Consider the following 15,248-nt stretch of genomic DNA (forward strand, 5'->3'; position numbering starts at 1 on the left):
CTGTGTTATTTTTTTGACTCTCTGATAATTTGTTTTTCTTCTTGAGTTTAGGTTTCGACTTTGTTTGTTGTGCTTAATTAGAAGATTTTGTAGAGCGGGGAGAAATACAAAGGAAAAATGTATTCATTTTTAAGTTTCAACGGGATATTATAAAAAAAGATGAAAGTTTAATCGAAAACTATTAATTATGACTCTAAGATACTTTTTTGTTTTCTGTTTATTTGCTTTTTCTAATTGTAAAGAGGAACCAGATTTAAAAGGGAGTACTACGACTACTAATAATACTAATACTCAAAATAGTGAAATACGCTTAATTGGAATAGGCGAAACTTCTGGGATGACTAATCCAAATTATATTAAAGAGCAGTATACTCTTATAATACTTAGAGATTCAATTTATAAAATTAAATCTTTTAATATTGAGGATAATTCTAATTTTCAGGACACCATTCTTAGAATGAAAAATGAATTTTTCGGAAAAAATATTTTCGAAATGATATCTAAGGAAGAGTTGAAAAGTAAAACAATCGGAAGTTTTGGTGTCAATGAAGGTAAAGATTGGTTAATAGCAATTGAAACCAAAAGCGATAGCATAATAATTTGGAGAATGGGTAAAATATCCGTTCCTAAGGAATTTGAAGAGTTTAATAACACTATAAAGGAGATTTGGTGAATATCTAAAAACAAAATTTTAAAAAAATGAGTTACTGTTGTTCCCTTGCTAGCGCGAGCGTCGCTCTCGTGGCTGTGTTATTTTTTAACTCTCTGATAATTTGTTTTTCTTGTTGAGTTTAGGTTTTGACTTTGCTTGTCATGCTAATTGGGGGACTTTGAGGAGAGAAGAAATGATATAGCTAAAGTTTATGAATCGATTGCATAATGTTAACTAATGAGATATAGCTGCATATTATTTGTTTTTTTGATACTATTAATTTCTTGCAAATCTAAAATTGAGACAAATATTCCCAAAAACAATGTGAGCTCAATAGGAACTAGTGATATTTTACTACAATTTACTATTGATACCTTAAATGTACATACCCTTAATCCACCATTAGGGTATTCAAAAATAACTCGTTTAAAATCTGCAAAAAATCCTAATTATAATAATTATAAAGACGCCTTAGATAGTACAGAACTAACTATTGATAACTTAGGTTTTAAAGATAGTATTAATAATCATGCACTGTTTAATGAACTTATACAAGAGAGTAAAGATTCATTGAATATAGCTTTAAGTAATAATTACTATGCTAACCTTAAGGAAAGAAGTTATTTTATTTCAAGCTCTTATATTCAAAAAGGGAATTTTAAAATATTCTTTTTAAAAACCATATATAACAGAGTTTACGACAATAAAAAAGGAATAGAAAATTTGTATTTAATTTCCTCAAAACGTGGCGAAATTATCGATATATGCAATATATATTATCATACCATTAAAACACATAGTATGGAATCTAGGTTTTTTTATATAAGTAAAAATTGGAATATTAGTACTGCTATTTATACGAATATAGAAGGGGATATTTCAATTAGAGATTTTAAGAAATTTAAAATTAATAGAGAAGGTTATTTTAAGATACTAGATTAATTGTTCTAAATTGTAATGTCTATTAATAAAGAGGGAGCGAGATAATTTACAATTTCCGAATCTATTATAAATTAAAAAAACTATAATACTTTAGGGGCGATGTTTAAATTAGCTGTAGGTCTTTTATTAATTAGTGTATTTAACGTTTTATCTTGTAAGAACTCAAGTAAGGATAAAATAACTGTTGATATAGCAGAGGAGTGTACAAATTATTTAGAATCTTTTGAAAATTTTAATTCTCCTAAAAAAGAGAATACTTTTATTGATGTAAAAATACTAGATTCTTTGTCACTGAAAATGGAACTCCCTTATGGGAAAAAGGAGATAATAGATTCTGATTTTCCAGATCATTGGTATTGTGGTGGGGGTTATTTAGAGGGCTCTTTACTGCAAGAGGGGTATATGTCTAAAGATAGTATAGATTATGCACAAGCATATTTTTCAATTATTCACTTTAATCGAGAAGACAATTTAGCTTCTCAACCCGAAAATAAAAGTTTCAATTTAGGAGAAAGTATTTCTGAAATTAATAAAATACTTTTGAAATATAATGACTCCAGAATTACCCCATTAAATCCTAAGGTTTCAGCATTTATAAAACTACCAGATACACAGGGAAATATGGTCTTTGGGCTTGTTGCCTACGAGAATAATATACATTATAATCCCATATATTTAGTCGTGAAAAATGGTCTGGTTCTAGATGTTCTACCTACTTACGAATTTTCTCGCATAGAAACGCTAGTGAATAAAAGTTGTTATATAGATGAAAATTACATTTGGTATGTGAAAAGTTTTCAAAATATAGATGGCTTTGAAGTAGAAACTGTTAGCTATGAGCGTTATAAAATTTCAGATGATGGCAAGTTTATCAAAATAAAAGGTGTCAAATGAGGAATGCAGTTAACGCTATTATGCTTTTTTTTATATTAAACTCCTGTATAAATAAAAAGACCACAAAGCCAGATTCAGTAAGTATAAATACTAGTCCTTTAGATTTGCAAAAGGGCATTACACCCTGCAGTATCAATTTAATGCATGATTATTTAAAGTCAGTTAACAATAAATCATGGCTTCCCACTAATTTTGTAAAAGATATTTATTGCGATGGAATTAGTTATGTAGAACGAAATAATACGGAATATCCTTTTGAATCGGTTTATATTGAAAATTGGGACAAGAAAATTATTTTTTCCCAAAGTGCTAATCTTGATTATAGAAAAGTCAGAGTTTTAGAAATTAATGATTCTACCTACTATTTAACTAATTGGAATAAGAACAATTATAAATCTTCGGATTCAATTTTTATAGCTAAGCGTAAAAATCAGATTAGCTTTATTACTGAAAATGATAGTATTTCGTATACTGATGGTATTGGCTCTTTTCGATTTTCGGATCCCAACTTACTAAAAAATGTTCTTGCAGTTTCAGTATTTAATAACTCTTATGATTTGTTTGATGTTGATGAAAATAAAATTGATGAGGCTGTTACTTTTGATGTATTAAAAAATGAAGTTGTAAACTCTCAAAATTTCAAGACATTTAATTTCACAGGTTACTATTTAGATGGGTATTACCAAATGAAATTGGATGGTATTAATTACTTATTTAAATGGAACGGAAAGGATATAATTCTGAGGTCTAATGATGGGAGGGTCTTGAGGTTTGAGCAACAATTGAGATAAATAGCACACGATGAATTAAAATTTTCTAAAATTTTATTCTCAGATAGATGGTTTGAGAACTTCCAAACTATTATTTTAGTCCCTTGATTAAATCACTATGAAATTTATTTTTATAAAAGTACTAGGTATCACGCTCCTGCTTTCGTCATGTATCTCGAAAAATAAGAAAGAGCAAAAACAAAGTAGTTCAAAATGTGATTTAGTTACCATTAAAAAAATTTCGAATACAAATGAAGTAGAACTAAAGAGCTATTTCAGCAAAAATTGCAGCATAGATTCTATTCAAGTAAGTTTTGAATTAGATGAGCGATCTTTTGAAAATAAAAACGACTATAGTTTAGAGAATGTATTGGCAAGTATGGGTTACATTGAAAAAGAATCCAGTTATCTTATCGGACAAAAAAGCGCATCAAATTTCTATTTAAATTCTCAAAGTGGTTTTGTTACCGCTACATTTCCTATTACCGGTGTTACTTTAAGTACTATTAATTATATACAAGTAAGTACTATAGGAGTTGAAAAAGGACAAACTATAGTTTCAAACTTATACCCCTATGAAAATTCATTGGCCTTGGCTAAAATGGAACGGACCTATTTGGATCACAAAGCTTTTTTAAATACAAATGTCCACCATGAAGTTCAAGAGGTCAAGGACGGTGCTATTGATAAGATATCACTAACGGTAAAAGCAAAAAATATAGATACCCTTAGTTATTATAATATTGCTATTAATGGAGTGCCGTTGAAATTTAGAGCTAGTGTTAAAGCTTCTTTTAGAGATTTTCAACATGAAAATAAAGACTGTGTATTTTCTAATCTTTTAAAAATGGACAAGAATTTTTTAAAATTTGATATTGCCATTGGTGCTTTGGATATTAAAGAAATTCAGGAACTTTCGGTGGACTTACAGTAAGCCTTATAATTAATACACTAAAATCTATAATGGGGAAACATGCCTACATCCTTTTTGCTATAGTAGTCTCAATAGTCATTTCTTGTAGATCTCAGGAAGAAAACGTAGAATTAAGTTTTGAGAAAACCGATGCACCCCTTAAAATTATGGAGTCTATCACTATGGCTGATAGTGTGGTTGTAATTTTATTAAAACCCTATAGAATTAAGGTAAAAAGTAATTATTCAAACACTATAAGAACAAGCAGGCTTAGTATGAATTCCGGAGGTGGTTCTGGATATCATAATCCCAGTAAGTATTTGATTTATACAGATAAGCATAAATTAGCACCTCCTCCGAGAGGTGTAAAATTCTCGAGTTATGAAACAAAGATTTTCGATATTTACATTGGATATAGAATGTTTATTAAAAGTAAAGAAAAAAATAGCCTCTTAGAAAATGCCGTGTATTTAGAAGAAAATAGAGAGCGGAAAGTCTATGATCTTAGTAAAAGTGAAATAGCACCTCGTTTTTTTGAACAGAAGATTACTGATGACATAAGAGGGTATCTCTCCTTTAGTTTTTATAATTATGAAAATGAATTAGGTTTGAGACATACGATAAAAGTTGAAAATTAATAGGCTCGCAGATAGCTAAAAGGTCTACTTTTCTTTGATAGCGTCACAAGTTTTTTTAATGGATCTACTAGAAAATCACTTCCTTCCTTTTAAAAAATTAAATTCATCAGCTTTAATAACATATCCTAGCCTTATCATAGAAGTGAAATTTTCGTAATTAATTAGGTTCTCGGCTTGGCCAACATACCATTCCAGCATAAAATATTGATTAGATTTATGTTTAGAAGGTCGGTAGTAAAAGCGTGTGCGTATCATTCCTTTAGTATCCCACTTCAGTCCTTTCCTGAATTTCATTTCAATACTAAACTTGTTTTCTACAAAGTCATGCGAGGCGGTTAATTCGCCTAGACCTACGTAGTCTAATAATTCCGGGTTGCCACTTTTGTACCCAAAAGGAATCCATCCTTTAATTCTTAAAATGGTTTTTGGGCCAATAGCCCTATTGTATTCAAGACTAAGTCTATTCCAGCTTCTGGAATAAATGCTATCTCTCCCGTTAGATTCATGTTCAAAATAAAGACTACCTATACCTCGTAATCTATCATTCTTATCAAAAAATGCCCTTCCTACTCCAATTGTAGGGTTAAAGTTTATTTCCTTAAAAGGATAAGAATCTTTATAAATGTCCCAAAATGCTTTTTGACTATACGTGAAGTATAAATAAGTATTCCAAGGCAAGATATCTTTTGTAATTATTTGTTTAAAGCTAACTTGATACTTTGCATTCGCAGTAGTACTATTTATTTCCTTGTTGGTGGGTACACCGGTTAGAAAGTAATTATCTTTATGAATGGTAAAAGAAGGCATTTGTTGTATGGTGTCCTTAAATTCTTGACGTGTTAAGGTTTGCCCTATGACCTGGTTAGAAAAGATACATATCATGGTTAATAATAGAACCATTGAGATGGAAAGATAAGGTGGCTTTTTATGCATGTTATTCGTGGTTGTTCTTTATAATTTTCGGAATATACCTTTTTAAGAAAGGCTAATAATTACTTTGCCTTTTGCGCTTCCTGTTGCCAAATATTCATAAGCTGCTATACCGTCTTCAATTGCATAGATAAGGTCAATTATAGGTTTAATAGTTTCATCTTCAACCATGGCTGCGATAATATCCAGCTGCTCAACATTAGGTTGCATCCAAGTTAATGCATATTGTGCAGATTTTTTTTCAATGAGATGAGACAGTCTTTCTGGTAATTGATAATCCTTTATCCCCATTTGCTTGGCAGTGTCCTTATCAGGAGGTCCCACTAGAGTGGTTACTTTTCCGCCTTCCTTGATAATATCAAAAGCATCAAAAGTGTAGTCCTTTCCTAAGGTATCAAAAACAATGTCTAAATTATTGGCAACTTCTTTATAGTCCTCAGTAGTATAATCAATTACGCGATCTGCACCCAAGGCTTTCACCCAATCCACATTCTTGGTACTGGTCGTGGTGTACACAATAGCTCCTTTTGCTTTTGCATACTGGATGGCAAAACTACCAACACCACCAGATCCTGCATGAATAAGAATCCTATCATTCTCTTTTAAACCAACACGTTCTAAGGCTTGTATTGCAGTTAGTCCTGTTAATGGTAATGCCGCGGCTTCTTCAAAGGACGCATTTTTTGGTTTCTTAGCAACAAGTTCGCTGGTAACGGCTACATATTCTGCAATAGTTCCCATCTGTTCTTGAGGTACTCTAGAGTATACTTCAGAACCAATTTCTAAATTATGAACCTCAGCTCCCTTTTCAACGACTACACCGCTTACATCGTAGCCAATGGTCGTTGGGAGTTTTAAGGAAATCATGTCTTTTAGATGTCCTTCAATAATTTTATAATCAATAGGGTTTAGTGAAGCCGCTTTAACTTCTATTAAAACATCTTTTGGTTTTATCTTAGGTTTTTCTATCTCATTTAGGGATAGTCCATCTTTAATTGTTCCGTATTTTATTATTTGTAATGCTTTCATAAGTTTATTTTTTTTTAGATGTTCTCCAAGATTGCCATGCACCTGAAGACCAAAGTGCCCACGCAATAAGAACAGGTTGAAATAGGAGTCTGATTAATCTTGCGCTATCAGAATTAAGAGCGCCAAAAGCATCTTTTCCATTTAGGTATTGAGAAATATTCCCTGGAAATACTAAAACAAAAAATAGTGCTAATACCCATCCAACTCTTGCTCGATGTTTTTTCCATAATAATAAACAGAGTCCCAATCCAATTTCTACAATACCGGATAATACCACCACCAAATCCTTAGAGATTGGAAGCCAGTCAGGAACTTGTGCCTGGAAATCTACCCGATTAAATGTTAAGTGGCTATAGCCCGCATAGATCATGAAAAGAGCTAATAGAATTCTAAATATATTTTGCGTGCGTGTTGTTTTCATATCTTTTGCATAGGTACGGCCTTATAAGAAGTTTAGTGCGTCTTATTAAAATTAGTATTAATCCAATCGAATATTACCTTATAAACCTTTTCTCTAATGGGTTTTTTAGAAAGAATTAGATCATGTAAACCGTTTTTTATTTCAGTCACGGTAACCTTGCCTTGAAGTTTATGAGCGTATTTTTTAATATGATGTATGTTAAGAACTGCATCTCCTTCTTTAAATTTATCAGACCAATGTTTTTCGCTAATGGTCTGGCTGCTGTGCAGGATAAGTGTGGGTACAGCTAAAATTTGCTTCTGTCTGCAGTTTTTTTGTGCCTTATGAATTGCCCTAATAAAACCTAGATTAACCTTCTGTATATTGTAAGGTTTCCAAATGAGTGAATAATCCCATTCTCCATGTTTGTCTTTCTGTAGGCTATACCCGTAGTTTTCTGAAAACCCTCCTGATATAGGGGTGTCGGGGAAATACTTGCCTAGAAAGGATAGTATAGGAATCCCTATGGAACGCTCTAAGTAATTTAAATTAAATTCATAAAATGGACTGTTTCCTATTAAGCCATGAAATAGCGTACTGTTCAAATGATTCATCGCAAAATTTGTAGTGATGAGGCCACCATTAGAATGCCCCATTAATAGCACCTGGTTATTATTTTCAGATTTAATTATTTGCAACGCAAGATTCAGTTCTTCATCATACTCACGAATGGATCGTACATTATTAAACTTTTGATGACTCAAATAAGATCTTCCATACTTCCGTAAATCTAAAGCATAAAAATTATATCCTTGGTCATTAAATTTTTGCGCCATTTCTTTTTGGAAGAAATAATCATTGAAGCCATGTATGTATAAAATTGCTTTTTGAGAATCTTTTTCGGCGCATTTTCGGATTAAGGTAGCAATAACTTTACCTTCATAATCATCTGGAAAGTGCAGGATTAATTTTTCAAATCCATTCCCCAGTAAATCAGAGGTATAGTTGTTATTTTTAAAATGTTCCTCTTGCATATAAATTACTTTTTAGCGCTACTCATGTGTCTCACTATAAAATTAATTGCAGTAATAATGCCATAGCGGTAAAGCTGACAAAAATTGTATTTTAGTACAAATTTGTCTTAGAAGTATTTGTAAATATAAGGAGGCAATATTAGGTTATGTTAAAGTATAAAAAATCCCTCAAAATATTCTGAGGGATTTTTTTGTTACATTTCGTTTAAAAAGAGTTTTATTTTTTGGTCTGTTCTTTGTAGGTGCTTTCAAATATTTTGTCTGCATTTGCAGATTCAAAACCATCACGTCGTTGGTTACGAGTAAAGCTTGTTAACCCCTGATCTGTAAATTCTTTTAAAGGTAAACGTTCTGCAAATTCTACATAACTTCCCGATATTTCATAGGTTTCACCGTCTGCAAACCTTGCTTCAAAAGTTTTAGCGACGGTACTGCTCTGCTTTAATAGTCCGTCTGGGCTTACCTTAATTTTACCTCCTGCAGTATTCAATTTTATGCCTAGACCTTCAAGAAAGACATTGAATTTTTCTACCGTATTATAGTTATTAGGTAAATCGTGAACGCTAATTGTATAATGATTTAGATAGTAGCGATTATAAATCACCCAAGCAGCATATTCGCTTTCATCGGCAAGTGCCAAGTAATCAGATAATGTAGGTAGGTCCCAAAGGGCTTTATGAAAAAAAGACCCTACAGCTTCTATGGCATCTAAATCTAAAGCATCTACAGGGTCACTGGTAATATGTTGTGTATAACGGTAAATAATTTGCTGTGTCTTCTCAGGTAAATCTTGAACGCGTAATTCACTCATGAAAATTCGTGGTAAATGATCAGCAGGTGGTGCGTACCAATAGCCATCTAATTTCTTTCCTTCAAAAAAGTAATAATCCTTTTTTTTATATCCGTAGTGCAAGAATATTTTTTCAAAAGAAGCTACCCCTAAATGTGGAACTCCTAAAGTTCTAAAAGCAATATGATCATTAATAATTTCATTCTCCTTAGTGATAATCCCTTCAGAAATCATACCATTTGTAACTTTTAGTACATCTGGAACGCTGTTCTTATAAGGAATAAATAGCGCATCTAATATAGCTTCTAAGGCTTTAATTTTATTTGATACCATAACTGAATGTAATTTTTATCAAAAATAGCTGTACTTTTAATTTGAAACAATTCTTATTAACTGTTAAATGATAAGTAAAACTAATCAATTGGAGTTTAGATTACTTCGGTATTTTTTGGTGTTAGCAGAAAATTTGCACTACACTCATAGTGCAGAAATATTATTCATATCTCAGTCCGCCTTAAGTCAGCAGATTAAACACTTAGAAACCATAATGGGCGAACAGTTGTTTCAAAGAACGAATAGGAAAGTGGCTTTAACTAAAGCAGGAGTTTTATTTGAAGTAGAAGCAAAGCGTATTTTAAAACAGGTAGATGATTCTCTTGAGCATTGGCATTTACAACTAAAAGGGGTAGAGGGGCAGCTCACCATTGGTTTTGTTGGTTCTGCGATGTATCGTTATTTGCCGCCTATAATTAAAAAGTATAGTGCTTCACAACCAAAAATTAACCTTAAGCTAGAGGAGCTTATCAACAAAGAGCAATTAAAAGCACTGGAGATTGATACTATTGATGTTGGTTTTATGCGTTCCAACTCCGTTACTGCCAACATGCAATTGAAATTGGTCTATAGTGAAAACTTTTCTTTAGTATTGCCAAAAGACCATCCTGTTGATAGGGATAATTTTAAAAATTTGGGTACCTTTTCGGAAGAGTTTTTTATTCTTTTTCCCAATGAAAATAGCCCCTTGTATTATCAGCAAATTTTAAACTTATGTGCGGAGTATGGTTTTAGTCCAAAAATCTCACACAAATCAATCCATGGACCCACAATTTTTAAGTTGGTAGAAAATAAAATGGGTATTGCAATTGTACCAAATTCTTTGCGGGATGATTATAATTATAATATAAAATTTATAGAACTAAAGAATGTAACCCATACCACATCACTTTTTGCAGTATGGAAGAAAGAGAATAAAAATGCCGCACTTCAGCACTTTTTAGCGCAACTCTAGTCGCTAGTATTTTAAAAGGAATTTTTTAGTATTCATTTTATATACGTTAGTGAATTAAAATGTGAATTTTTAAACTTGTTGCGTTTTTATTGATGGTTAATCGTTTAATTAAAAATTTTAAATTGTACATTTGAATTCAAGATAAGAACATTAAAAATTAAAAGTAGGTTGATTTTAGTTTCATTTCAATCTATTTCTAAAACTTAAAAAATAATTTAAAAATGGCACAGTACACTCGAATTGAAGTAGCGAATGTGATGAAGGAAAACGGAATGGTTCCTTTATTTTATCATCCTGATGTTGAATTAGGAAAAAAAGTATTAAAGGCAGTTTACGATGGTGGAGCTCGTTTAATGGAATTTACTGCTAGAGGTGATTTCGCTTTTGAAGTTTTTTCTGAATTAAATAAATATGCTATCAAAGATCTTCCTGGAATGATTTTAGGAGTTGGTTCTATTACAGATGCTGCTGCAGCTTCTATGTTCATGCAAATGGGGGCAAATTTTATCGTTACGCCTTCATTACGTGTAGATATTGCACAAGTATGTAACCGTAGAAAAGTATTATGGTCTCCGGGCTGTGGTTCATTAACAGAAATCAATGCAGCTGAAGAATTAGGATGCGAGATTGTTAAACTTTTCCCTGGGGATTTATACGGTCCAGGATTTGTAAAAGGAATTAAAGGCCCACAACCATGGACAAGCATTATGCCTACAGGTGGTGTAAGTACAGATGAAGCAAACTTAAAAGGTTGGTTTGATGCTGGTGTTACTTGTGTAGGTATGGGATCTAAACTTATTAGTAAAGAAATTTTAGCAAATAAAGATTATGCTGGTTTGGAAAAGACAGTTAGAGAAACTTTAGCCTTAATTAAAAGATTAAGAGCTTAGTTTTAAAAATAAATACGTACCAAACATTACACCCTGTTCAATTTTATTGTTCAGGGTTTTTTTATGCGCACCCCTCACTTTTTTGTAACTTTTGGCTTTCAAAAAGAGCCATGAACAAAACGCTTAAAATTACCACGCTTTTACTTTTTACACTTCAATTCATTTCCTGTGCGGCGCAAAGTACACTTGTGGAAGGTGCCCTAGAAACGGTAGTTACCAAAGAAATAAATTATTATTTATATTATCCTGAAGGGTATGAGGCTAAGTCAAAGGAAAAATACGGTATGCTGTTATTTTTGCATGGTGCTGGGAGCATTCCAACAGAGGTAACTCAAGAAATGTTACCACCAGATGCTTTAATTGATGGAACAGCCTACCCATTTCTAATTCTAGTGCCTCAATTGCGTGAACCGAATAAAATGTGGAATACCGCGGGGGTAATGCAGCTATTAGACACTATTATTGCTCAAAATAATATCGACGAAAAAAAAGTATACTTATCAGGTTTAAGTCGTGGTGGGGCAGCAGCTTGGGATTTAGCCATAGAATATCCTGAGAAATTTGCAGCATTAGCGGTTGTTTGCGGGATGGCTCCTACACCCTATGCGCATTGGATAGATAAAAGCTTACCTATAAAAGTTTTTCACGGTAGGAAAGATACAATCATTCCGTATACCGAATCAGAAGAAATGGTCAATAGGTTAAAATCATTAGGCTATAACGTCACTTTAACGAGTTATGACAACTACGGGCATGCCATTTGGGATGTGGTGTATAAAAATCCAGACCTATTTAAGTGGTTTGAAAAGCAAAAAAAGATGTAACTTGACTCCGATTATATCAAACAAACCAATAATTTTATGCAGATAATAGAAAATTCTACCATTTATGATGTGATAATCGTAGGTTCGGGAGCAGGCGGTGGTATGGCTACTAAAATTCTCGCCGAAGCAGGTTTAAAAGTGGCTGTTGTAGAAGCTGGTCCGTATTTTGACCCTGCAGCACCAGAGCAGCAAACACAATTTAAATGGCCTTATGAATCTCCCCGTAGAGGTGCAAATACAGTACGCCCATTTGGGGAGTTTGATAGCGCTTATGGTGGCTGGGATATTGAAGGGGAACCATATACCACCGAAGAAGGTACAGATTTTAGATGGTTTAGATCTAGGATGCTAGGAGGTAGAACAAATCACTGGGGTAGAATTTCATTGCGTTTTGGGCCTAATGATTTTAAACGTAAGGATATGGATGGGCTGGGCGATAACTGGCCAATAGGATATGATGATGTAAAACCTTATTATGATAAAGTAGATAAACTAATAGGCGTTTTTGGCTCCAATGAGGGCTTACCTAATGATCCTGATGGATTTTTTCTTCCACCGCCAAAACCACGCTTGCACGAGTTATTTTATATAAAAGGAGCGCGAAAATCAAACATTCCGGTATATCCTTCACGAATGTCTATGCTGACCAAGAGAATAAATGATGAACGTGGCATCTGTTTTTATTGCGGACAATGTTCTAGAGCTTGTTCTGTTTATGCCGATTTTTCTGCAGGTACCTGTTTAATCTTTCCAGCGCAAAAAAATGGCGGACAAATAGATCTTTTTGTAAATGCCATGGTGCGAGAGGTAACCACCAATGAAGAAGGGAAAGCCACTGGAGTTTCGTACATTAATAAAGAAGATAGAAAAGAGTACCAATTAAAAGGGAAAGTAGTTGTGCTTGCGGCATCAGCTTGTAGCTCAGCGCGTATTCTTTTAAATTCAAAGAGCAAACAACATCCTAATGGCTTAGGAAACAGTAGTAATATTGTTGGGAGGTATTTACATGATTCAACTGGAGGTAGCCGGTCTGCTTTTATTCCGGATTTGATGAACCGTAAAGTGTATAATGAAGATGGTGTCGGTGGTATGCATGTATATACCCCGTGGTGGCTAGATAATAAAAATTTAAATTTTGCACGTGGCTATCATGTGGAAGTTTGGGGAGGAATGGGAATGCCTAGTTATGGCTTTGGATTTAACCATAATGAGTTTAATAAATATTTTGGAATAAATGTAGGAGGTTATGGTAATCCTCTACGAGAAGAGGTGAAACAATATTATGGTTCTGTAATGGGATTTGGAGGGCGTGGAGAATCTATTCCTCAGAAAGATAATAGATGCGAAATAGACCCTACTAAAGTAGATGAATTTGGTATTCCAGTATTGAAGTTCAATTATAAATGGACGGATGATGAAATTAATCAAGTGGGGCACATGCATGATACTTTTGAGGAAATTGTACATAATGTAGGAGGGCATTTATTAGGTGATAAACCAACTATTGAACAGAAAAATGGAATTTATGCGCCTGGTGAGATTATACATGAAGTTGGAACCACTAGAATGGGAGACGACTCAAGAACATCAGTAGTGAATAAGTTTCAGCAATTACACGATGTAGATAATGTATTTATTGTAGATGCAGGTCCGTTTGTTTCTCAAGCAGATAAAAATCCAACGTGGACTATTTTAGCCTTGTCTTGGAGAACATCAGACTATATTATTGAACAATTGAAAATGCAAAATATCTAAAAGATGGATAGAAGAAAAAGTATAAAATCGCTTATTTTAGGAGGAGTTGCAGGTGGTTTGGCATTAAATGGGTGTAAACCAGAGAATGTGGAGCCAACAGGAGAAAATATCGCCTCAGGAGCAGAAGCTCATTTTGGAAGAACTCCAGAAGAAAAAGAACAGATTGCAAAACTCAATGCAACCCAATTTTTAAATGCGCACGAAGTAGAAACCTTAACGGTTTTAGTAGATTTAATTCTTCCTGCCAATGATACGTATGGCAGTGCTTCCGATGCTGGAGTGATAGACTTTATTGAGTTTATGACTAAAGATTATCCAAAATTTCAAACCCCTATTCGTGGTGGTTTCATGTGGTTGGATCATAAAAGTAATAAAGATTTTGGCGTAGAATTTAAAACAGCTACGCCAGAACAGCAAAAACTAATATTAGATACCATAGCCTACCCAGATGTTGAAGTGCCAGAGCCTAAAAGACCTTTAGAGGTTCAGTTTTTCTCCTTAATGCGTAACTTAACATTAACGGGTTACTATACGTCAAAAATAGGAATTGAAGATTTAGGATATGTGGGTAATACACCAAATGTATGGGACGGTGTTCCTGAAGATGTGCTAAAACAACACGGTGTGGCGTATGAAGATGAATGGTTAGCAAAATGTGTAGACCAAAGTAAGCGAAATACAAAAGCAGAGTGGGATGAAAAGGGTAACTTGCTGACGTAATTAACAAGCAAAGCCAAATAAATTAAATACTAATCATGTTTAGAATTATTTTTTATGTACTTGCAATCAATACACTGTTTTTGTGTTTTGGGTGTAAAGAAAACAAAGCCACGGATCTCAAAAGTGAAGCCCAAGAAGTTGTAATAGAAAAAGAGGATCAAAAACCGGTAACAATACCTGTTGTAGCGCCACAGAAGCCTAAGCTAAAAAGTTTAGTAGGTATAGCAGATACTACGTTTATTCGTTTAGCGGATTATAGTGATGATTTTGTGTATGATTTGCGGTATGCCACTACTAATAATTTTTTAAAAGCCAAAGTTTATGATTGTGCGGAATGCTATACGCGTGTGAAAACAGCGAAAGCATTGCTCAAAGCTAATGCGGCTTTTATGGAAAAAGGGTATAAGATTAAGTTTTATGACTGCTACCGGCCAAATTCTGTACAATACAAAATGTGGGAGATTGTCCCAAATCCTCAATATGTTGCTAATCCTGTAAAAGGGTCCATTCACAATAAAGGGGGAGCGGTAGATATTACGCTTGTGACTTTAGAAGGAGATGATGTGGATATGGGAACCGATTTTGATTTTTTCGGGAAGAAAGCGTATCACGATAATCTTAACTTACCGCAAGAAATATTAGACCATCGTAAAGTGTTGAAAGAAACGATGGAATCCTTTGGATTTTGGTCTATCAGAACAGAATGGTGGCATTACAATTTAAGTGCGGGTAGTAATGCTAAGATTGCTAATTTTAAATGGGACTGTGAGTCATAAGAA

The 15,248-nt window shown here is 33.4% G+C and carries 17 protein-coding genes; 12 read left to right on the forward strand and 5 right to left on the reverse strand.

Annotated elements, in window-relative coordinates; genetic code table 11:
- The first annotated feature begins 187 nt into the window (after positions 1 to 187).
- The 6 genes from GQR94_RS15640 (at position 188) to GQR94_RS15665 (ending at position 4,809) form a co-directional block, all read left to right on the forward strand.
- On the forward strand, positions 188 to 673 hold the full coding sequence (locus GQR94_RS15640; RefSeq protein ID WP_158976714.1) for a hypothetical protein: 486 nt from the start codon (positions 188 to 190) through the stop codon (positions 671 to 673).
- A gap of 246 nt (positions 674 to 919) precedes the next feature.
- Complete coding sequence (locus tag GQR94_RS15645) at positions 920 to 1,594, forward strand: hypothetical protein (protein ID WP_158976716.1); 675 nt, start codon at positions 920 to 922, stop codon at positions 1,592 to 1,594.
- A 99-nt stretch (positions 1,595 to 1,693) separates the two neighbouring features.
- The gene (locus tag GQR94_RS15650; protein WP_158976718.1) at positions 1,694 to 2,488 is read left to right on the forward strand and encodes a hypothetical protein; all 795 of its coding nucleotides are present in this window, start codon (positions 1,694 to 1,696) and stop codon (positions 2,486 to 2,488) included.
- Entirely contained in the window at positions 2,485 to 3,279 is a 795-nt protein-coding gene (locus GQR94_RS15655) for a hypothetical protein (protein WP_158976720.1), read from the forward strand. The genes GQR94_RS15650 and GQR94_RS15655 overlap by 4 nt, the downstream gene beginning before the upstream one ends.
- Before the next feature lie 97 nt (positions 3,280 to 3,376).
- Complete coding sequence (locus GQR94_RS15660; protein ID WP_158976722.1) at positions 3,377 to 4,192, forward strand: hypothetical protein; 816 nt, start codon at positions 3,377 to 3,379, stop codon at positions 4,190 to 4,192.
- 29 nt (positions 4,193 to 4,221) lie between these two features.
- Complete coding sequence (locus GQR94_RS15665) at positions 4,222 to 4,809, forward strand: hypothetical protein (protein ID WP_158976724.1); 588 nt, start codon at positions 4,222 to 4,224, stop codon at positions 4,807 to 4,809.
- A gap of 75 nt (positions 4,810 to 4,884) precedes the next feature.
- On the opposite strand, the gene GQR94_RS15670 is transcribed toward GQR94_RS15665, so the two are convergent.
- The 5 genes from GQR94_RS15670 to GQR94_RS15690 all read right to left on the reverse strand — a co-directional run bounded on the left by GQR94_RS15670 (position 4,885) and on the right by GQR94_RS15690 (position 9,325).
- Positions 4,885 to 5,691, reverse strand: coding sequence for a phospholipase A (locus tag GQR94_RS15670; protein WP_233268353.1), 807 nt, complete (start codon positions 5,689 to 5,691; stop codon positions 4,885 to 4,887).
- A 93-nt stretch (positions 5,692 to 5,784) separates the two neighbouring features.
- Positions 5,785 to 6,768: an NADP-dependent oxidoreductase gene (locus GQR94_RS15675; protein WP_158976728.1), complete on the reverse strand. Its 984-nt coding sequence runs from the start codon at positions 6,766 to 6,768 to the stop codon at positions 5,785 to 5,787.
- 4 nt (positions 6,769 to 6,772) lie between these two features.
- Positions 6,773 to 7,189 (reverse strand): DoxX family membrane protein, encoded by a 417-nt coding sequence (locus GQR94_RS15680; protein ID WP_158976730.1) that lies wholly within the window; start codon positions 7,187 to 7,189, stop codon positions 6,773 to 6,775.
- 32 nt (positions 7,190 to 7,221) lie between these two features.
- The gene (locus GQR94_RS15685) at positions 7,222 to 8,202 is read right to left on the reverse strand and encodes an alpha/beta hydrolase (RefSeq protein WP_158976732.1); all 981 of its coding nucleotides are present in this window, start codon (positions 8,200 to 8,202) and stop codon (positions 7,222 to 7,224) included.
- A 217-nt stretch (positions 8,203 to 8,419) separates the two neighbouring features.
- Entirely contained in the window at positions 8,420 to 9,325 is a 906-nt protein-coding gene (locus GQR94_RS15690; RefSeq protein WP_158976734.1) for a DUF1338 domain-containing protein, read from the reverse strand.
- Positions 9,326 to 9,392: 67 nt separating this feature from the next.
- On the opposite strand from GQR94_RS15690, the gene GQR94_RS15695 reads away from it, so the two are divergent.
- The 6 genes from GQR94_RS15695 to GQR94_RS15720 all read left to right on the forward strand — a co-directional run bounded on the left by GQR94_RS15695 (position 9,393) and on the right by GQR94_RS15720 (position 15,245).
- Entirely contained in the window at positions 9,393 to 10,280 is an 888-nt protein-coding gene (locus GQR94_RS15695; RefSeq protein WP_158976736.1) for a LysR substrate-binding domain-containing protein, read from the forward strand.
- A gap of 221 nt (positions 10,281 to 10,501) precedes the next feature.
- On the forward strand, positions 10,502 to 11,170 hold the full coding sequence (locus GQR94_RS15700) for a bifunctional 4-hydroxy-2-oxoglutarate aldolase/2-dehydro-3-deoxy-phosphogluconate aldolase (protein WP_158976738.1): 669 nt from the start codon (positions 10,502 to 10,504) through the stop codon (positions 11,168 to 11,170).
- Between the two features lie 110 nt (positions 11,171 to 11,280).
- Positions 11,281 to 11,994: a PHB depolymerase family esterase gene (locus GQR94_RS15705; RefSeq protein WP_158976740.1), complete on the forward strand. Its 714-nt coding sequence runs from the start codon at positions 11,281 to 11,283 to the stop codon at positions 11,992 to 11,994.
- 36 nt (positions 11,995 to 12,030) lie between these two features.
- Positions 12,031 to 13,749 carry a GMC family oxidoreductase gene (locus GQR94_RS15710; RefSeq protein WP_158976741.1) on the forward strand — a complete coding sequence of 573 codons (1,719 nt, stop codon included), beginning with the start codon at positions 12,031 to 12,033 and terminating at the stop codon, positions 13,747 to 13,749.
- A gap of 3 nt (positions 13,750 to 13,752) precedes the next feature.
- Positions 13,753 to 14,469, forward strand: coding sequence for a gluconate 2-dehydrogenase subunit 3 family protein (locus GQR94_RS15715; RefSeq protein ID WP_158976743.1), 717 nt, complete (start codon positions 13,753 to 13,755; stop codon positions 14,467 to 14,469).
- Positions 14,470 to 14,504: 35 nt separating this feature from the next.
- Complete coding sequence (locus GQR94_RS15720) at positions 14,505 to 15,245, forward strand: M15 family metallopeptidase (protein WP_158976745.1); 741 nt, start codon at positions 14,505 to 14,507, stop codon at positions 15,243 to 15,245.
- Positions 15,246 to 15,248: the final 3 nt, after the last annotated feature.

Origin of the sequence: Cellulophaga sp. L1A9, from assembly GCF_009797025.1 — a bacterium.
Classification (GTDB): Bacteria; Bacteroidota; Bacteroidia; order Flavobacteriales; family Flavobacteriaceae; genus Cellulophaga.